The organism is Rhodococcus sp. IEGM1428, from assembly GCF_050321865.1.
In the GTDB taxonomy this organism is placed as follows: domain Bacteria; phylum Actinomycetota; class Actinomycetes; order Mycobacteriales; family Mycobacteriaceae; genus Rhodococcoides.
The window spans coordinates 353051-370809 of record NZ_JBNQFW010000005.1; the positions used below are offsets into that span (position 1 = coordinate 353051).

The window sequence follows — 17759 nt, forward strand, 5'->3', positions numbered from 1 at the left end:
CACAAGTGCTGCAGGGCCTTTCGACTTTCGATATCAGGCGACGTTGATCAGGCGACGTTGACCAGACCCACGGTGGGGAAGAAGAAGCAGCTCTTGTCGGTGCCGTCGATTCCCTTGTGGTTCACCGTGCCGAACACCGCCGCAAGGACGGTTCCCGATCCGGTTTCCACGGGCACGGCGCGCGCACCGGCAGCGGGCAATGCATTGAGTGCGTTGACCACGAGAGGCCGGGCCAGTTCCTTCAACTCTGCCGGAATGCCGGAGTTGTCGAGGATCGACTGGGCGAGAGTGGTGGCCAGCCCACCGAAGTCGGCGAAGCCGCCCTGCAGGGTGTTGACGTTGAACCACGCCACCTGCATGCCGGACTTGTCGGCCGAGTCGTTGACGATGCCGGCCGGAACGAATGCGAACATAGTCTCGCCCTTGTTCACCGCGTTGAGTTCGGGCACAGCGATCGAGGGCAGGCCGGGCAGAGTGGCGATCGGCGGCACGGTCAGCTGGGGCCACGGTCCGCCGGCACCACCGGCGACGCCCGGGACGATGCCGAGGGGTGAGGCACCCGTCGCCGCGCAGTTGATGGCCGCAGTCGGGTAGAAGAACGGTGTGATGCCGAAATCGGTCAACGCCTTGTTGGCTGCGTTCAGCGCGGCGAACGGATCGGTGCTCGCATCCTCGGCGACCGGGGTGCGTGAGTCGGCGATGGCGTTCGCAGCCGCGAGAGATGCACCGCCCTGACCCTGCAGTGCGGCAATTGCCTGGGCCAGTGGATCTGCCGGTGCAGGCTCCGCTGTCGCGGTAGCGGGGACTGCGAGCAATGCTGCGCAGGAGAGCGCGAGCGCGCCCGCCAGACGGCTGAGGCGACGAGACATGTGTGACTCCTGTGACTGATGTGGCTTATGTTGCGGTTGCGCTGATACCACCACACATCATCTCGACGCCACAAGTTCTGCCGGAATCCGTTGTTCAATCGAGACGGTCCGCGAACGTTTCAGCCCACGTCGATGCCGAAGTCCCGAACGATTCCTTCCAGGCCCGATGCGTAGCCCTGGCCGATGGCGCGGAATTTCCATTCGGCACCGCGGCGGTAGAGCTCACCGAACACCATGGCGGTTTCGGTGGAGGCATCCTCGCTGAGGTCGAAGCGGGCGAGTTCGCGTCCGTCGGACTTGTCGACGACGCGGATGAAGGCGTTGACGACCTGACCGAAGTTCTGCCCCAGCGCGTCTGCGTTGTGAATGGACACCGGAAAGACGATGGAGTCGACCTCCGGGGTCAGAGCCACCAGGTCCACATCGATGCTCTCGTCGTCGCCCTCGCCCTCGCCGGTGCGGTTGTCACCGGTGTGCTCGATGGCACCGTCGGGGGAGCGCAGGTTGTTGTAGAAGACGAAGTAGAGGTCGCTCAGTGCCTTCTTGGTGGTGCCGAGGCCGATGGCGCTGGCGTCGAGATCGAAGTCACCGCCGGTGGTGGCACGGACGTCCCAGCCCAGTCCGACGGAGACAGCGGTCAGGTTCGGTGCTTCCTTCGTCAGTGAGACATTTCCACCCTTGGCAAGAGTTACGCCCATGTCCATCCACTCCTTCGCGCGTTCGACCGTCGATCGTTCTACCCACCCTATTCATGCATGCGTTCAGGGTGCCCGAGTTGCCGATGTGATGCCCGTGAGAAGGGCGTCGGGTGTGAGCAGTGGGGCTGGCGGTACCGGTGGGATTGTGGTGGGATACGACAAAAGATCGCAAATTATCAGTGGTGGTGCAGTTCTGTGAGTAGGCGCGCCGCGGCGATCGATCGAACGATGGAGATTTCAGTGCAGGTTTCGCGACGTGAACTGTTCAAATACGCCGCCGCAGGCTCCGCTGCCGCCGTCGGTCTGGTTGCGCTGGGGACGGCGACCGCGCACGCGGACGCCGGACTGGGAACACTCGTCGACTATTCGGGCGGGGTGCCATCGGCCTCGGCGATCAAGCAGGCCGGTCACCTCGGGGCGGTGCGGTACGTCTCCGATCGCCGACCCGACGCGAACTGGATGATCGGCAAGCCGATGCGTAAGTCCGAGGCCGACTCGCTCACCTCCGCCGGACTGGAGGTGGTCTCGAACTACCAGTTCGGAAAAGGCGCGACGTCGGATTGGCGCGGTGGATACGCAGCGGGCGTGAAGCATGCCAAGCGCGGCCTCGAACTCCACACGGCTGCCGGAGGTCCCGCGGACCGTCCGATCTACGCGTCGATCGACGACAATCCCACCGCGGTGGAGTTCGCGACTCTGATCGCGCCGTACATCCTGGGTTGGCAGTCGGTGATCGGGGCCGAGAACACCGGCATCTACGCCAATTCGCCCACCATCGAATTGGCCTCGGTAGCAGGTCTCGGCCAGTGGTATTGGCAGCACAATTGGGGGACACCGAAGGGCTTCGTTCACCCGGCCGCGCATATTCATCAGATCCGAATCGACAAGGATTCTGTCGGCGGAGTCAAAGTGGACATCAACAATATTCTCAAAGCCGATTATGGGCAGTGGTCGAAATCCGCCGCCGATATCATCTGAATTACATCGATGTAATTCCGCGGTATTTGTTGCATTCCACGATGTAACTCGACTGTCCGAAACACCTTCGAAATGATCTCGCCCCCGGCTGACGAACAGCCGGGGGCGAAATGCGTTGTGCGCAGGAACTACGGAACGTAGACCGTTCCGATGGTGGGCAGGAAGGTGCAGCTGCGGGGAGCGGCCGCGGGATCTTCCTTCGACTGCGTGGTGATCGAGCCGGAGACCACCGACAGGACGCGTCCGGGACCGGTATCGGCAATGGCCGACAACGTGGCCGGGCCGTCGGCGTTGATCTTTGCCGCGCCGGTCAGGTCCTGCGTTCCCGAGCGACGGTTGTCGATGTTGAGCCAGGTGACGGTGAGCGGAGCGGACTGCTCGGCGGCGATGGGGGCGGTGCCGAGCGCAGTGAACACGAAACCTGCCTGGCCGGCGGCCGGTCCGGGAGGAGGCAACGTGGCCGGGCCCGGTACGGCGAGAGCGGTTCCGACGGAATCGGCGGTGTCGGAGATGCACCCCTTGCCGAGCGTCGGGTAGAGGAATTGAGCGATGGCCGGTCCGTCGGCGGGCAGTTCCGGACCGCCGCCGCCGGATCCGTCCAGGAAGGTGATGACGGACTCGAGCAGTGACTTGACCTGCTCTGGCAGCTGCGCCGTCGCGAGCAGAGCGCGAGCCTGGCTCAGCAGATCTGCGGCCGGAGCGGCTCCGACATCGGCGGGTCCAGCGGCAGCACCGACGATCGCGGGCGCGAACGAGGCGAGCGCCTCGATGTCGGCCAGGTTGGGCATGGGCTCACCGGGAGCGGGAAGGAACTGAGCGATCAACGCGGCGGGATCGGCCGGTGCTGCAGGCAGATCAGCGGGCGCCATGGGCACCAGAGGCTGTGCGGATGCGCTGGTCGGCACGACGAGTGCGGCGGCTGCTGCAACGGCGAATGCCGTCACTACGCGACGCGTTCCGCGGGTACGAAGCACGGTGATAATCCCCATTCTGATCATGACGCGGGCCCCGGCGACAGCCGGTGCTCGAGGGGTCACTCTATGTAGCGCGATCCCCGATGTACAGCCGTTGACGTCGAACCCTCCCCGTCGCAACTGTGCCAGGGCAGTCTATGTGGTCCACGCTGCGAATTCTCCGCAGGGCCAAACAATAGCCTGTTACTGGAGTTGTCAGTGTTAAAGGTGATGCAAATGTTACTCGTCTACCCAGGTGGTTAGGGAAGGCCTGTGACGACCTATAAGCTTCGTTATCGATATACAGCACCGATACCGAACGGAACCGCACGCACAGTGAACCGACTCGTTCGGCTGGCCCCCGTTCTGTTGGCGATGTCGGTGATCAGCCGCTTCGTCTGGGCCTTCGTGACACCGAACGGCATGAACCTCGTCGATCTGCACGTCTACGTAGAGGGCTCGGCAGCGCTGCTGGGCGACAACCTGTACGACTACACCTACTCGGTGCAGACCCCGGACTTCCCGCTTCCGTTCACGTACCCACCGTTCGCCGCCCTGGTGTTCTTCCCACTGCATTACCTGCCGTTCACGGTGGTCGGCGTCGTCTGGCAGGCCGCGACCATGGCCGCGTTGTTCGCGGTGGTTCGGCTGGCGCTGTCGATGGTGCTGGGTGACGGGCGTGCCGCAGAACCGCGCTGGGTGCGGATCGCGATGCTGTGGACCGCGCTGGGGCTGTGGTCCGAACCCGTACGGACAACTCTCGACTACGGCCAGGTCAACGTTTTCCTGGTGCTGCTGGCACTACTGGCTGTACGCAGCTCGCGGTGGTGGGTCGCAGGCGGCCTCGTCGGCTTCGCCGCGGGAATCAAGCTGACCCCGGCGATTACCGGCCTGTACTTCCTGGCCACGCGCAGGTGGAAGGCCGCAGCATTCTCGGCCGTGGCCTTCGCGCTGACGGTCGCGGTCAGTTACGCGGTGCTCGGGCATCAGGCCGCCACCTACTTCACCACGTTGCTCGGCGACGCCGACCGCATCGGCCCCGTCGGCTCGGTCTGGAATCAGTCTCTGCGCGGAGCACTGAGCCGGATCGTGGGCGAGGACGTGGGCCAGGGGCCGCTGTGGATCACCGCCGCAGTGATCGCCACGGTCCTCGCTGTGTCGGCATGGCGAGCAATCGATCGCCGCGACTACCTCGGAACCCTGGTCATCGTCCAACTCCTCGGCCTGTTGGTGTCGCCCATCTCGTGGTCGCACCACTGGATCTGGGTGATTCCGATGGTGATCTGGCTGGTGCACGGTCCATTGCGCAACATCGCCGGTGCCAAGCTCGTCGCGGGATACTGGCTGGTGACGGTCACGGTGGGGGTGCCGTGGTTGCTGAGCTTCTTCCAGGAATCGATCTGGACCATCCCTCGTCCCGGGTTCGAGGCGTGGGCGGGTGCCGTCGACGTGATCGGCTCTGCTCTGTTCCTCGGCTGGGTCGTCTATGCGGGGCGCATCAGTGCACGATCAACTCGTCGATCCGACGCGCCAGATCCACATCCTTCTGCGTGAGACCACCGGCAGAGTGCGTCGAGAGCGTGAACGTAAGCGTCCGCCACCTGATGTCGATATCGGGGTGATGGTCCGCCTCTTCCGCGGCGTCGGCCACGCGGTTCACCGCCTCGATGGCTGCCGGGAACGAGCCCAGTTCGACGGTTCGCGTCAGGGATTTTTCCACCACCGTCCAGTCGGTGAGCTGGGCGTCCTCGATGTCGCGGTCGGTCAGCAGTTCGGTCATAGAAAGATGGTGGCATGTCCGGTACCCCTACCGCTGTGGTTGTCGCTGCCGCGTTGATCGAGAACGGCCGACTCCTGCTCGCGCAACGAACCCGTCCGCCGGAGCTGGCCGGCCGCTGGGAACTGCCGGGCGGCAAGGTGGAGCCGGGGGAGTCCGAGGACGCAGCGCTCGCGCGTGAGCTTCGCGAGGAATTGGGAGTCGAGTGCTCCATCGGTGCCGCGCTGAACGGCGATGTCGATCTCCCCGGCGGACTTGTGCTTCGCACCTACCGCGCGGCGCTTGTCTCGGGAACCCCTGCGGCGCTGGAACATTCGGCTCTGCGGTGGGTGGACGCCGAGACGCTGCCGACGATGGATCTGGTCGATGCCGACCGACTCTGGCTACCCGAGCTACTGGACATCCTGCTCACTTCGCCCGAGCGGTCTTCAGGCCCTTCTTGAGGTCTTTTTTGGTTGCGCCCGCCGATTCGAGCTTCTTCATTCGCATGATGACGACCGGGCATTTGATGCACCGAACCTTCTTGCGGCAGCATTTTTTCTTGGGCTTCATCCCCGAGACATCTGCGGCCTTTATCTTGCCCATGAGCACCAAGACTAATGGGTGGCGCAGGTCACAGACCTGAGGGTGGCGCGGGGCACGGTCGAACTACGGGTAAACTCGATCAGTCGCGAGAACCTCGCGGTGCAGCGCGCTTCTCTAGCGACATAAGCCCGCTAGCGAACAAGAGCCCGCATTCGACTCCAGGAGAATTTTTCGCGTGAGCGCCCCAAGCAGTGCAGACAACATCGACAGCACCACTACATTTCGCAACGTCGCCATCGTTGCACACGTCGACCATGGCAAGACCACCCTGGTCGACGCCATGCTTCGGCAGTCCGGCGCGTTCGAGGAACGTGCCGAAGCGATCGACCGCGTCATGGACTCGGGTGACCTCGAAAAAGAAAAAGGCATCACGATCCTGGCCAAGAACACGGCCGTTCACAAGCGCAATGCCGACGGCACCATCACCGTCATCAACGTGATCGACACCCCCGGCCACGCCGACTTCGGCGGAGAGGTCGAGCGAGGCCTGTCCATGGTCGACGGCGTCGTCCTTCTCGTCGACGCATCCGAGGGCCCGCTGCCGCAGACCCGTTTCGTGCTGCGCAAGGCGCTCGCCGCGTCGTTGCCGGTGATCCTGGTCGTGAACAAGACCGACCGTCCCGACGCGCGTATCGAAGAGGTCGTCTCGGAGAGCCACGATCTGTTGCTCGATCTGGCGTCCGATCTCGACGACGAAGCGTCCGAGGCAGCCGAGCTCGCACTCGACCTCCCCGTCCTCTACGCCTCCGGTCGTGAGGGCAAGGCCTCGAAGGTCCAGCCCCAGAACGGACACGCTCCCGACGCCGAGAACCTCGACGAGCTGTTCGAGGTTCTGCTCAGCTACGTCCCCGCACCCAAGGGCAACGTCGACGCGCCGCTGCAGGCGCACGTCACCAACCTCGACGCTTCCGCGTTCCTCGGCCGCCTCGCCTTGGTCCGCATCCACAACGGTCAGCTCTCCAAGGGCCAGACCGTGAGCTGGATGCGTGAGGTCGACGGCGAGCCCGTCGTCCAGAAGGCGAAGATCACCGAGCTGCTCAACACGATCGGCGTCGAGCGCGTTCCCGGCGAGAAGGGTGTCGCAGGAGACATCGTCGCCGTCGCCGGCTTCCCGGACATCATGATCGGTGACACGCTCGCCGACCTGGAGAACCCGGTCGCTCTCCCGCGGATCACCGTCGACCAGCCCGCCATCTCGGTCACCATCGGCACCAACACCAGCCCGCTCGTCGGACGCGTCAGCGGCCACAAGCTCACCTCGCGCATGGTCAAGAGCCGCCTCGATCAGGAGCTCATCGGCAACGTCTCGCTCAAGGTCCTCGACATCGGTCGCCCCGATGCCTGGGAGGTTCAGGGTCGTGGCGAGCTCGCTCTCGCCATCCTCGTCGAGCAGATGCGTCGTGAGGGCTTCGAGCTCACCGTCGGTAAGCCCCAGGTGGTCACCCAGCAGGTCGACGGCAAGCTGCACGAGCCCTTCGAAGAGCTGATGGTCGACACACCGGAGGAGTACCTCGGTGCCGTCACTCAGCTGCTCGCCGCACGCAAGGGCAAGATGGTCCAGATGACGAACCACGGCGCTGGCTGGGTCCGCATGGAATTCATCGTTCCCTCGCGTGGCCTGATCGGTTTCCGCACCGAGTTCCTCACGGACACTCGCGGTACCGGCATCGCCAACGCCGTCTTCCACGGCTACGCGCCGTGGGCCGGCGAGATCCGCGCCCGCCACACCGGTTCGCTCGTCTCGGACCGTCACGGAACCGTCACCCCGTTCGCGATGATCCAGCTGGCCGACCGCGGCACGTTCTTCGTCGAGCCGGGCGCAGACACCTACGAGGGCATGGTCGTGGGCATCAACCCGCGTCAGGAAGACCTCGACATCAACGTCACCCGCGAGAAGAAGCTGACCAACATGCGTCAGTCCTCGGCAGACGTCATGGAGACCCTGGCCAAGCCCAAGAAGCTGGACCTGGAAATGGCCATGGAGTTCTGTGCAGGCGACGAGTGCGTCGAGGTGACCCCCGAGGTCGTCCGCGTCCGCAAGGTGCACCTCGATTCCAACGAGCGCGCCCGTGAGCGTTCGCGCAGCAAGACTCGCGACAAGGCTGCTCTGTAAGACTCATCTCGTGCGGGAGAAGCGACGTGTCACTCTTGTGGGGCGTCGCTTCTCCTGTACCGGTAGCCGATCACGAAGGAGATCCTCGTTGCGCAACGTGCTGATGCCGGCGGTTCTGGTTTCTGCCATCGCACTGGTACTCACTGCGTGCACCGCGGATCCACCACCTCCCATCGAGAGCGTGGAGACGCCGGTCAGCACGACGATGGTTCCGGCCAAGACCGGTGATCCGGTGGTCGTCGCCATCGACGACGTCGGAATCGGATTCAACCCGCACTTGCTGGCAGACCAGTCGCCCGCAACGGCCGCGGTGAGTTCCCTGGTGCTACCCAGTCCGTTTCGGCCGATTCGCAACGCCGACACCGGGGTGACCACCTGGGAACCCGACCTGTCGCTGATGATCTCGGCCGAGGTGACCTCGCAGTCGCCGTTCACCATTCGTTATCAGCTGCGCAACGAGGCGCAGTGGTCCGACAGCGCACCCATCGCCGCCGAGGATTTCCGCTACCTGTGGCAGCAGATGATCACCCAACCCGGTGTGGTGGATTCCGCCGGGTACGCCCTGATCAGCGACGTCGCATCCTCGGGCGGTGGCAAGACGGTCGACGTGACTCTCGAATCGCCGTACCCGGCGTGGCAGCGCTTGTTCACGGACCTGGTGCCCTCGCACCTGCTCAAGGACTCGCCCGGCGGTTTCCAAGGTGGTCTCACCGACAACGTGCCGGTCTCCGGATCCCGGTTCAACATCAAGACCGTCGACCAGGGTCGAGACGAGATTCTGCTCGAGCGCAACGACCGCTTCTGGGGCGAGCCCGCGTCGCCCGATCAGATCCTCATCCGCCGCGGCGGTACCCCCGCGCAACTGGCCGATTCTCTGCGGTCGGCCGACGCCCAGATCGCCCAGGTTCGTGGTGACGCGGCCTTGCGAGCGCAGCTCTCGGCAATTCCCGGCGTCCGCACCGACACGATCCGGCAATCCCGGGTCCTGTCGATGACGGTCAACGGGCGAGCGGCCAATATGTCGGATTCCATTGTGCGCCAGGGTATTTTCGGCTTGCTCGATCCCAATCTGCTCGCCACCGTCGGGGCAGGTGGTGGCGCGACGGATCGTCGAGCTGCAGCGCAGCTCCTCTCTCCCTCCGACCCCGGATACACCGCGACGTCGCCCGCTCCCATCGGCAGAACCGCGGCCCTCGACCTGCTGCGACGCGCGGGCTTCGTTCCGACGCCCGACGCGGTGGTGACATCGACACCGAATGCGACCGCACCTACCACTGCAACCGCGCCGACGTCGACCGCCCCGGCAACCGGTACCCAGACCGCCGACCCGGCGACCACGAGTGCTCCGGTTCCGGGGGTGACCCGTCTTGCCGACGCGACCGGTACCGCGTTGCGGTTCGTGATCGGTGCCGTCGAGAACGACGACATCGCGCTCGCTGTCGCGGGGACGGCTGCGGACGAGCTCGTCAGCGCAGGGATCGATGCGACCGTCACCCCACTGCCCGCCGACGAGTTGTATTCGACGGCGTTGACCGAGGGCACCGTCGATGCGGTGGTGGGCTGGAACAGCGCGGGAGTGGACCCGGCGACGGCGCTGGCATCACGGTTCGGCTGTGTCCAGGAGCCTGCTGCAGGCAGCGGCGACCGCGCGGCGGCCCCGCGAAATCTGTCCGGCCTGTGCGTTCCCGAACTCGGGCCGACCATCGACAGGGCTCTCGTGAACGGACTCGATCCGTCCGTCGCCACCAACGACGTCGAGCCCAAGCTGTGGTCGCTGGCGTCGACGCTGCCGATCATGCAGGACTCGTCGGTGGTGGCCGCAGTTCCCGGCATCACCGGCGTCTCCCTGACCGGCCCGATCGAGGTCGGCATCTTCGCCGACGCCGCGCAGTGGATACGGACGCCCTCGTGACCGATCGCCGCGGCGACACCGCGACCAATGACGAAGTGAGCACTGGATCGATGACAGAGGCAGTGACGGAGCAGGCGATGACGGAGCCGCAGCGGCTGCTGCTCGTGCACGCGCATCCGGACGACGAGACCATCACCACCGGCGGCACCATTGCCCACTACGTTCGTGCCGGGGCCGACGTCACGGTACTCACCTGCTCGCTCGGCGAGGAGGGTGAGGTGATCGGTGAGACGTGGGCCGACCTGGTCGTCGATCGTGCCGATCAGCTGGGCGGCTACCGGATTCTGGAATTGCACCGTGCTCTCGCGGCGCTGGGCTGCAATCCGCCGCGCTTTCTCGGCGGAGCCGGCCGCTGGCGGGATTCCGGAATGGCCGGGACGTCTGCTGCCCGCAAGCCGCGTGCGTTCGTCAACGCAGACCGCGACGAGGCTCTCGGAGCGCTCGTGGCGGTGATGCGTGAGCTTCGGCCGCAGGTTGTCATCGGATACGACCCCGAGGGCGGTTACGGCCATCCCGATCATCAGCAGGTGCATTCGTTGGTGACCGAGGCCGTGGAGGTCTGCGGCACGGATTCCTACCCCCGGGCCGGGTCGCCATGGGAGGTGTCGAAGTTCTACTGGACTGTCACCGGTCAGGACCAACTGCAGTCGGGACTCGCCGCGATCGACGACATTCCGGCCGGATGGCGACTGCCCGTCGACGGTGAGCTGCCCAGCGTGCCCGAGAGCACGATCACGACCAGCATCGATATTCGCGGTGTGCTCGATGCCAAGCGGGACGCGCTGCGCGCACACGCCACTCAGGTCACCGTCGCACCGTCGGGACGCGAGTACGCACTCTCCAACGACATCGCCCAACCGATCCTGCTGGACGAGCAGTACGTGCTGGTTCGGGGCACACTCGGCGTCGATGGGACAGGCAGGGAGGCCGACCTGTTTGCCGGCGTACTAGGCTGTGCTTCGCATCACTGAATGACCGCAGGGTCGATCTCATCACAGCAGGGGCGGAACACATATGTACAACTGGGTAGTGCAGGACGCCATCGTCGCGTTCGTCGATTCTCTCAAGCCGCAGTTCGGCGCGCAGGCAGATCTGTACCAATACGTTCTTGGTCAGATCGCCATGGGTGCGAGCAACTTGCTCACCTCGCTGGGCTATCCGCCGGTTTCCTGAGTGCCGGTGCCCGGATTTTCGAATGCGATGCACTGAAACAACCCGGGTCAAGGCAGTATTGGGCGCATGATCTCGAAGGCCGCATCCAATACTGTCGCCCTGGTGTCCTGGGCGACCGTCGCAGTACTGGTGTTCGACGGCTTTCTCTCCGGAATTCTGTCGGTCTTCTTCTTGCCGACGTACCTCGGTTCGGTTCAATTCCCCATCAGCGCACTACTCGGCGGCATCGCCAACGTCGCGCTGATTCTGGCCGCGCGAAAGGTTGCCGAGCGGTCGATCTGGGTGGCGTCACCCCTGATCGGGTGGTTCGTCGCGGTGGTGCTGTGCATGCTGGGCGGCCCGGGCAACGATGTTCTGCTGCTCGCCGACTGGCGGACGATGCTGCTCATCATTGCAGGGGCGGGCCCGGCCGGTGTTCTGCTGTTCACGTTCCGGATGAAGGCGATCACAGCAAGCGTGCATGCCGACCCGCATCCCGAAGGACATCCTCGATCATCGTCGGCGTCAACAGTCCGGTGAAGGTGTTTCGCTGACTGACGTGGTAGCTGGCGAACACCGTGATCGATCCCAGCTCCAGTCGAACTCCATGGCCGAACTTCGGTGCAGGCCTGGGTATTTCCCATCCGTTGGTGGCCAGTATCGGAAGCAGGGACTGCCAGCCGAAGGCACCGAGAACGAGCACCGATCGCAACGTCGGACGAAGCAACCGCAGCTCGTCGTCCAACCACGGCTTGCACCTGTCTCGTTCGGCCGGAGTCGGCTTGTTCTGCGGCGGCGCGCAATGCACCGGGGCCGTGATGCGAACTCCGTTGAGCGTCAACCCGTCGCCGATATGTGTCGCGGTGGGTTGGCTCGCCAGCCCGACGGCATGCATGGCTCGATACAGCACGTCACCACTTCGATCGCCGGTGAACATTCGGCCGGTGCGGTTCGCCCCGTGTGCCGCCGGAGCGAGGCCCACTATCAGCATCGCCGCGTCGGGCGGTCCGAATCCGGGAACCGCCTTGCCCCAATAGGATTCGTCCGAAAATGCCGCACGCTTCTCGGCGGCGACCTGTTCGCGCCACCGCACCAGGCGCGGGCAGGCGCGACATTCCGAGACCGCGATGTCGAGTTGTTCGATGCTCTGCGGGCGTGCCTTCTTCATGGCGGGTCAGGTGCGCCGCAGCCAGATGTCTCCGGCTCCCGGGGTGACGGCGTCGATCATGGCCCACGCGTTCTCCACCGGGATGTCGATCACCTCGTAGTGGCCGACGCCTGCCGGAGTTGCCGCGACGATGGTCGCCACCCCGGCGCGGCGCTGGAAGAACGTCTGCCGCACCGTCCAGCCGATGATGCCCGCGGCCTCGAGGCTGTGCCGAGTTCTGTCCAGCGAACCGTGCTGGGTGATGAGCCAGCCGGGCAGCACTGCATGGCCCAGGCCTCGGTAGCGATCGTGAGCCAGGCCGACAGCGGCGACGAACAACACCCCGATCGCTGTCCACGCGAGAATCGGAATCGGCGCGCCGAAATACTGCGCAACTCCCAGGCCGGCGGTGATGACCAGCAGCGGCAGCGCTGCCCGGGTGTAACGGCGACGTCGCGCTGCGGGGCCGTGTTGCAGCAGTGGCCGGTCAGCACCGCCGTGCAGACCGGCGTCGCCGAGCACCGTGTTCATCATGCGTAGAGCCTCGGCCTGCGGGGCCTGGGGGAGCAGCAGAGACGATTCCTTCTTCTCTGCGCTGACGCCGGTCATGATGGCGTCCAGGCGGGCACCGCTGACCGCACGCAGCAGCAGCGGTTGCGACAGGGAGGTGCCGCGCAGCCGCTTCCGGTCGAGTGTCGACTGCCGGGTCCGTAGCAGCCCGTGGCTGACGTGCAGGGTGCGACCCTGATCGGTGACAGTGAGATTGGCGTAGGTCAACAGGTAGCGCACACACGCGAAGATGCTCGACACGACGAGCAGTGCGATCAGGGCGACGACGACGAACACGGCGATTCCGAACTGCTCGGCGGAGTCGATGCTGTTCGAGACCACCGACGACTCGGCCAGCGTCTGCCCCAGTCCGTACTGGAACAGCACGCCGACGGCAGCGGCGATGGTGACGATGCCGGTGATCGAGAACGGGGCGAATCGCACCCACGAGAACTGCCAGTGCGCAATCTCCACTTCGGGATTCGGTGCTGCGGTGGGGATACCGTCGGCTGCCGGAATCTGTCCCGACACTCGCTGCAGCAAATCGACGCGCAGTGCGGGGACCAAGGAGGTGTCGAGGGCGTTGAGCTCGAAGGCCTCGCCCTTACCCGCCTGCTGGCCGGTTCCGATCCGCAGGATCGACAATCCGAGCATCCGGTGCAGCACGTTCGCTTCCACGTCGACCGAACGAATCCTGTTGCGCGGGATGGACAGAACCTTCTTCTGCAGCACTCCGGTGCGCAGTTGCACATGTACCGGGCCGATCCGGTAGCTGGTGGTGAACCAGCGCAGAATTGCGAACACCACCACGACCGCGAGGATGCCGAGACTCCAGTAGTGGTTACCGCTCTGGCTGCCGACGAAGAACGAGATCAGCAGCACCGGCAGAATCTTGATGCCCTCGTTCACCGGATGCACCAACAACATTCGCTTGTCCAGGCGTAGCCACGGTTGCTCTTCCTCGACGGCGAGGAGTTCCTGATCTGTCACGTTGCGTCTCCGACGGTGCGGCCGGCGATATCGGTCAGTCGGGCCACCGTCTTGTCTGCGACGTCTCGATCGAGTGCCGTGATCTTGACCGCTCCGGCCGACGACGCCGTAGTGACGGTGACCGTGGCCAATCCGAGCAGCCGATCGAGCGGTCCCCGCTCGGTGTCGACCGTTTGCACTCGCGAGATCGGCGCGATGCGGCGCTCCTGACTGAGCCAGCCGGTGCGGGTGTAGACCGCCGTGTCGCTGATCTCCCAACGATGGACGCGGTACCGCCACTGCGGCACGATCGTGATGTGCAGGGCCGCCAGCACTATCGATGCCACAAGGACGGCGACATGCGGCCACGAGGTCCACGTCGAGTCGACGACAGCCCAGACGATCTGGGCGACGAAGACCGGCAGCCACAGCAGACCGGCACTCAGAGCCCAGAGAAGACGTGCACGTGGAGACGGTTGCCACTGGGGGTCGGTCATCGTTGTCACGGCTACAAACCTAGCCCTCATCCCTCGTGCGCGTTTTGCGTACTTCCAGCTACGCAAAACGCGCACGAGGGCGACAGCCCGACCCGCGGGTGGCACGTGCGTACCAGGAAGCGCATGATCGACGGGTGACTTCTCTACCGGATGCCGTACCAGCCCCCTCTGCGATGCGACGAGTGTTGCGTCGTGCCCGCGATGGAGTCTCTCTCAACGTCGACGAGGCCACGGTACTGCTGCACGCTCGCGGTGACGATCTGACCGATCTGATGGCGTCGGCGTCCCGGGTTCGCGATGCCGGGCTCGAATCCGCGGGCCGGCCGAAGACGGTGTCGTACTCACGCAAGGTGTTCGTTCCCATCACGCGGTTGTGCCGCGACAAATGCCATTACTGCACGTTCGTCACAGTGCCGGGCAAACTCAATGCCGCCGGGCACGGGATGTTCATGGATCCCGACGAGATCATCGACGTCGCCCGCAAGGGTGCCGCCCTCGGATGCAAGGAAGCACTGTTCACTCTCGGCGACCGACCGGAGGAACGCTGGCCCGAGGCCAAGGCGTGGCTCGATTCCCGCGGCTACGACTCGACCTTGGACTACGTGCGCGCCATGTCGATCCGGGTACTCGAAGAGACCGGCCTGCTGCCGCACCTCAACCCGGGAGTGATGTCCTGGCAGGAACTCTCGCGACTCAAGCCGGTCGCCCCGTCGATGGGCATGATGCTCGAGACCACCTCGCGTCGGTTGTTCGAAGAGAAGGGCCAGGCGCACTACGGCAGCCCTGACAAAGATCCCGAGGTTCGGCTACGCACCCTGACCGACGCGGGCCGGCTCAACATCCCGTTCACCACCGGCATCCTCGTCGGGATCGGCGAGACCCTGCGCGATCGCGCCGAGTCGATCATGGCCATTCGCAAGGTGCACAAGTCTTTCGGGCACGTCCAGGAAATCATCGTCCAGAACTTCCTCGCCAAGTCCGATACCGCGATGCGGTCGGTACCCGACGCCGGTCTCGAAGAATTCCTCGCGACCATCGCGGTGACGCGGATGGTGCTCGGCCCCTCGATGCGGATTCAGGCTCCGCCGAATCTGGTCGCACCGGAAGAGACGGCCGCGTTGCTGGGCGCAGGGGTCGACGATTGGGGCGGGGTCTCCCCGCTGACGCCCGATCACGTCAATCCCGAGCGGCCCTGGCCGAACCTGGACACTCTCGCCGAGCTGTCGGCAACGGCCGGATACCGGTTGGTCGAGCGGACCGCCGCGCAGCCGCAGTACGTTCTCGCCGGCGCACCGTGGATCGATCCGCGGATCTCCGCGCACGTGCGGGCGGTGGCCGACCCGGAGACCGGGATGGCACGCGAGGGTGTGAACCCGACGGGTCTGCCGTGGCAGGAGCCGGACGAGGAGTGGGAGTCCTCGGGTCGGGTGGATCTGAACACAGAGATCGACACCCAGGGCCGCAACACCGAGACCCGCTCGGATCTGGCGAATGCGTTCGGCGACTGGGAATCGATCCGCGAGCAGGTCCGCGATCTCGCCGGGCTCGAACGGGTGGATCGTGACCTGGTGTCGGCGTTGACGGCAGCGGAGAAGGACCCGGCCGGGTTGTCCGACGAGCAGTACCTCGCGCTGGCCACAGCCGAGGGTCCGGGTATGGACGCCGTTGCTGCGCTCGCCGACGATCTGCGCAGGCAGGTCAACGGGGACACCGTCACCTATGTGGTGAACCGGAACATCAACTTCACCAACATCTGCTACACGGGGTGCCGTTTCTGTGCGTTCGCGCAGCGCAAGGGCGACGCCGACGCGTTCACCCTGTCCACCGCCGAGGTCGCCGATCGGGCGTGGGAAGCGCATGTCGTCGGTGCTACCGAGGTGTGCATGCAGGGCGGAATCGACCCCGAACTCCCCGTGACGGGATATGCCGATCTGGTGCGGGCGGTCAAGGCCAAGGTGCCCTCGATGCACGTGCATGCGTTCTCGCCGATGGAGATCGTTAACGGGGCATCGCGCGGAGGCCAGTCGATCCGCGAATGGCTCACCGAGCTCCGGGCGGCCGGCTTGGATTCGATTCCGGGTACCGCCGCGGAAATCCTCGACGACGAGGTCCGGTGGGTGCTCACCAAGGGCAAGCTCCCTGCTGCCGAGTGGATCGAAGTGATCACCACCGCGCACGAGGTGGGGCTGCGGTCGAGTTCGACGATGATGTACGGGCACGTCGACAACCCCTCGCACTGGGTCGGTCACCTGAACGTGCTCAAGAAGATCCAGGACAAGACCGGTGGGTTCACCGAGTTCGTGCCGCTGCCGTTCGTGCACCAGTCCTCGCCGTTGTATCTGGCCGGGGCGTCGCGGCCCGGTCCGACGAACCGGGACAACCGTGCGGTGCATGCTCTGGGCAGGATCATGCTGCACGGCCGGATCGACAACATTCAGACGTCGTGGGTGAAATTGGGAATCACGGGTACACAGGCGATGCTGAACGGAGGCGCGAACGATCTGGGCGGGACCCTGATGGAAGAGACGATCTCGCGGATGGCGGGTTCGCAGAACGGTTCGGAGAAGACCGTCGCGGAACTGCACGAGATCGCCGACGGCATCGGACGACCGGTTCGTCAGCGCACCACCACGTACGGCCCGGCACCAGAGGTGTCGGTCGCCGGCCTGATCTGACCCTGGGTCCTGATTTTCTGAAATGGAGCTTGTCTGACATGGACGACCGCCGAGTCGCCGCGGTGCTGAGCAGCGCCGTCGCAATCATTCATCCCGTGCTCGACATCCTGGCCACACGTGATCCGATCGGGCTGAAGGGGAGGACGTTCCGCGAGTCCTCTGCGGACGATTCGACCCTCGACAACGTCATCGACTTTCTCGCGAAAGCCTTCGACACCACCGACTTCCCGGGCACCGCCGGCTGGGAGAAGCTCGACAGCGATGCTCGTTCGCAGTGGTGGGTCAATCGCATCGGAGCTCTCAACACCGTTGCCGTCGCATTCCCCGGTGTGTTCGGCATCCTGGTGAACCGTCTGCCGATCCAGGATCTGCTCGGGTTCGCCAACCAGGCGATGGTGCTCGTGGCGGTGGCCCGCGAATCCGGAGTGACCGACCGCGAGACGCACGTGGCGCTGCTCGGGTCGGTGCTGTGCAAGCGCGACCTGACGTCCTTGGCCGACAGCGCTCCCGCGAAGAAGGAAGAATCGCCGAAATCCGGCCCGTTCGCACTGCTGCGCGGAATGTGGCAGATCGCCAACGTGCTGCGCGACGTTGCCTGCGAACTGGAGAAGCGCCCGCATCCACGTGGGTTCTACCGCGTACTCGGAGCCATTCCGCTCGTCGGCGGCGTCGCCGGATATCTCGGTGAGCGGGGCGCGCTCTCGCGCGCCGCCAAGCAGGGCCGCAAGTGGCTCGCGGCGCACAAGAAGACGTCCGCACTCGGTGCAGACGTGCCCGCGAAGCAGCTGCGGCGATAGCCGTTCGGGGCAGGTGAGGCCACCCTGGTCGATTTGCCCCACGTTCGGACGGCGATACTAGGATGCTCAGGGCGCGCGAGCGCCCACG

General features: G+C 65.2%; 18 protein-coding genes. 10 read left to right on the forward strand and 8 right to left on the reverse strand.

Annotated features, from left to right (window positions below; all coding sequences use genetic code 11):
• Window positions 1-47 precede the first annotated feature (47 nt).
• Both ACQR3T_RS22840 and ACQR3T_RS22845 read right to left on the reverse strand, forming a co-directional pair.
• Window positions 48-869, reverse strand: coding sequence for a hypothetical protein (locus ACQR3T_RS22840; RefSeq protein ID WP_032380573.1), 822 nt, complete (start codon window positions 867-869; stop codon window positions 48-50).
• A gap of 119 nt (window positions 870-988) precedes the next feature.
• On the reverse strand, window positions 989-1567 hold the full coding sequence (locus ACQR3T_RS22845) for a TerD family protein (protein ID WP_032380864.1): 579 nt from the start codon (window positions 1565-1567) through the stop codon (window positions 989-991).
• 228 nt (window positions 1568-1795) lie between these two features.
• Here ACQR3T_RS22845 and ACQR3T_RS22850 point away from each other — a divergent pair, with 228 nt between their 5' ends.
• Window positions 1796-2545 carry a DUF1906 domain-containing protein gene (locus tag ACQR3T_RS22850; protein ID WP_428694974.1) on the forward strand — a complete coding sequence of 250 codons (750 nt, stop codon included), beginning with the start codon at window positions 1796-1798 and terminating at the stop codon, window positions 2543-2545.
• A gap of 128 nt (window positions 2546-2673) precedes the next feature.
• On the opposite strand, the gene ACQR3T_RS22855 is transcribed toward ACQR3T_RS22850, so the two are convergent.
• Window positions 2674-3534 (reverse strand): hypothetical protein, encoded by an 861-nt coding sequence (locus ACQR3T_RS22855; protein WP_052064894.1) that lies wholly within the window; start codon window positions 3532-3534, stop codon window positions 2674-2676.
• 300 nt (window positions 3535-3834) lie between these two features.
• Here ACQR3T_RS22855 and ACQR3T_RS22860 point away from each other — a divergent pair, with 300 nt between their 5' ends.
• Complete coding sequence (locus ACQR3T_RS22860; protein WP_032380576.1) at window positions 3835-5052, forward strand: mannosyltransferase; 1218 nt, start codon at window positions 3835-3837, stop codon at window positions 5050-5052.
• Here the strand turns inward: ACQR3T_RS22860 and ACQR3T_RS22865 are convergent.
• Window positions 4997-5278, reverse strand: a complete 282-nt coding sequence (locus tag ACQR3T_RS22865; RefSeq protein ID WP_037171596.1) for a 4a-hydroxytetrahydrobiopterin dehydratase — start codon at window positions 5276-5278, stop codon at window positions 4997-4999. The genes ACQR3T_RS22860 and ACQR3T_RS22865 overlap by 56 nt on opposite strands.
• A 14-nt stretch (window positions 5279-5292) precedes the next feature.
• Here ACQR3T_RS22865 and ACQR3T_RS22870 point away from each other — a divergent pair, with 14 nt between their 5' ends.
• A complete protein-coding gene (locus ACQR3T_RS22870) occupies window positions 5293-5718 on the forward strand; it encodes a (deoxy)nucleoside triphosphate pyrophosphohydrolase (protein WP_032380578.1) in 426 nt (141 codons plus the stop codon).
• Here ACQR3T_RS22870 and ACQR3T_RS22875 read toward each other — a convergent pair.
• A complete protein-coding gene (locus tag ACQR3T_RS22875) occupies window positions 5684-5860 on the reverse strand; it encodes a hypothetical protein (protein WP_094609726.1) in 177 nt (58 codons plus the stop codon). The two genes, ACQR3T_RS22870 and ACQR3T_RS22875, sit on opposite strands and share 35 nt — an antisense overlap.
• 175 nt (window positions 5861-6035) lie before the next feature.
• On the opposite strand from ACQR3T_RS22875, the gene typA reads away from it, so the two are divergent.
• The 5 genes from typA to ACQR3T_RS22900 all read left to right on the forward strand — a co-directional run bounded on the left by typA (window position 6036) and on the right by ACQR3T_RS22900 (window position 11577).
• Window positions 6036-7973, forward strand: coding sequence for a translational GTPase TypA (typA, locus tag ACQR3T_RS22880; protein ID WP_032365354.1), 1938 nt, complete (start codon window positions 6036-6038; stop codon window positions 7971-7973).
• 103 nt (window positions 7974-8076) lie between these two features.
• Window positions 8077-9885 (forward strand): ABC transporter family substrate-binding protein, encoded by a 1809-nt coding sequence (locus tag ACQR3T_RS22885; protein WP_032402994.1) that lies wholly within the window; start codon window positions 8077-8079, stop codon window positions 9883-9885.
• Between the two features lie 77 nt (window positions 9886-9962).
• Entirely contained in the window at window positions 9963-10856 is an 894-nt protein-coding gene (gene mshB, locus ACQR3T_RS22890; protein ID WP_428694975.1) for an N-acetyl-1-D-myo-inositol-2-amino-2-deoxy-alpha-D-glucopyranoside deacetylase, read from the forward strand.
• Window positions 10857-10899: 43 nt separating this feature from the next.
• Window positions 10900-11058: a hypothetical protein gene (locus ACQR3T_RS22895; RefSeq protein ID WP_008714214.1), complete on the forward strand. Its 159-nt coding sequence runs from the start codon at window positions 10900-10902 to the stop codon at window positions 11056-11058.
• Between the two features lie 66 nt (window positions 11059-11124).
• On the forward strand, window positions 11125-11577 hold the full coding sequence (locus ACQR3T_RS22900; RefSeq protein WP_032380580.1) for a hypothetical protein: 453 nt from the start codon (window positions 11125-11127) through the stop codon (window positions 11575-11577).
• Here the strand turns inward: ACQR3T_RS22900 and ACQR3T_RS22905 are convergent.
• The 3 genes from ACQR3T_RS22905 to ACQR3T_RS22915 are packed head-to-tail and all read right to left on the reverse strand — an operon-like array spanning window position 11504 to window position 14199.
• Window positions 11504-12205: a uracil-DNA glycosylase gene (locus tag ACQR3T_RS22905; protein ID WP_428694920.1), complete on the reverse strand. Its 702-nt coding sequence runs from the start codon at window positions 12203-12205 to the stop codon at window positions 11504-11506. The genes ACQR3T_RS22900 and ACQR3T_RS22905 overlap by 74 nt on opposite strands.
• A 6-nt stretch (window positions 12206-12211) precedes the next feature.
• On the reverse strand, window positions 12212-13660 hold the full coding sequence (locus ACQR3T_RS22910) for a PH domain-containing protein (protein ID WP_428694976.1): 1449 nt from the start codon (window positions 13658-13660) through the stop codon (window positions 12212-12214).
• Window positions 13661-13719: 59 nt separating this feature from the next.
• Window positions 13720-14199 (reverse strand): PH domain-containing protein, encoded by a 480-nt coding sequence (locus ACQR3T_RS22915; protein ID WP_094738535.1) that lies wholly within the window; start codon window positions 14197-14199, stop codon window positions 13720-13722.
• Between the two features lie 134 nt (window positions 14200-14333).
• On the opposite strand from ACQR3T_RS22915, the gene ACQR3T_RS22920 reads away from it, so the two are divergent.
• Window positions 14334-16874: a bifunctional FO biosynthesis protein CofGH gene (locus ACQR3T_RS22920; protein ID WP_428694921.1), complete on the forward strand. Its 2541-nt coding sequence runs from the start codon at window positions 14334-14336 to the stop codon at window positions 16872-16874.
• A 38-nt stretch (window positions 16875-16912) separates the two neighbouring features.
• Window positions 16913-17671, forward strand: a complete 759-nt coding sequence (locus tag ACQR3T_RS22925) for a hypothetical protein (protein ID WP_428694922.1) — start codon at window positions 16913-16915, stop codon at window positions 17669-17671.
• Window positions 17672-17759 lie beyond the last annotated feature (88 nt).

What these genes read in the sequence shown, in the direction of transcription:
- ACQR3T_RS22850 (WP_428694974.1), top strand. Translation starts at nt 1,796, where the DNA reads ATGGAGATTTCAGTGCAGGTTTCGCGACGTGAACTGTTCAAATACGCC.
- ACQR3T_RS22885 (WP_032402994.1), top strand. Translation starts at nt 8,077, where the DNA reads ATGCCGGCGGTTCTGGTTTCTGCCATCGCACTGGTACTCACTGCGTGC.
- ACQR3T_RS22910 (WP_428694976.1), bottom strand. Translation starts at nt 13,660, where the DNA reads ATGTTGTTGGTGCATCCGGTGAACGAGGGCATCAAGATTCTGCCGGTG.
- ACQR3T_RS22845 (WP_032380864.1), bottom strand. Translation starts at nt 1,567, where the DNA reads ATGGGCGTAACTCTTGCCAAGGGTGGAAATGTCTCACTGACGAAGGAA.
- ACQR3T_RS22900 (WP_032380580.1), top strand. Translation starts at nt 11,125, where the DNA reads ATGATCTCGAAGGCCGCATCCAATACTGTCGCCCTGGTGTCCTGGGCG.
- ACQR3T_RS22865 (WP_037171596.1), bottom strand. Translation starts at nt 5,278, where the DNA reads ATGACCGAACTGCTGACCGACCGCGACATCGAGGACGCCCAGCTCACC.
- ACQR3T_RS22855 (WP_052064894.1), bottom strand. Translation starts at nt 3,534, where the DNA reads ATGGGGATTATCACCGTGCTTCGTACCCGCGGAACGCGTCGCGTAGTG.
- ACQR3T_RS22875 (WP_094609726.1), bottom strand. Translation starts at nt 5,860, where the DNA reads ATGGGCAAGATAAAGGCCGCAGATGTCTCGGGGATGAAGCCCAAGAAA.
- mshB (WP_428694975.1), top strand. Translation starts at nt 9,963, where the DNA reads ATGACGGAGCCGCAGCGGCTGCTGCTCGTGCACGCGCATCCGGACGAC.
- ACQR3T_RS22925 (WP_428694922.1), top strand. Translation starts at nt 16,913, where the DNA reads ATGGACGACCGCCGAGTCGCCGCGGTGCTGAGCAGCGCCGTCGCAATC.
- ACQR3T_RS22905 (WP_428694920.1), bottom strand. Translation starts at nt 12,205, where the DNA reads ATGAAGAAGGCACGCCCGCAGAGCATCGAACAACTCGACATCGCGGTC.
- ACQR3T_RS22840 (WP_032380573.1), bottom strand. Translation starts at nt 869, where the DNA reads ATGTCTCGTCGCCTCAGCCGTCTGGCGGGCGCGCTCGCGCTCTCCTGC.
- ACQR3T_RS22895 (WP_008714214.1), top strand. Translation starts at nt 10,900, where the DNA reads ATGTACAACTGGGTAGTGCAGGACGCCATCGTCGCGTTCGTCGATTCT.
- ACQR3T_RS22870 (WP_032380578.1), top strand. Translation starts at nt 5,293, where the DNA reads ATGTCCGGTACCCCTACCGCTGTGGTTGTCGCTGCCGCGTTGATCGAG.
- ACQR3T_RS22915 (WP_094738535.1), bottom strand. Translation starts at nt 14,199, where the DNA reads ATGACCGACCCCCAGTGGCAACCGTCTCCACGTGCACGTCTTCTCTGG.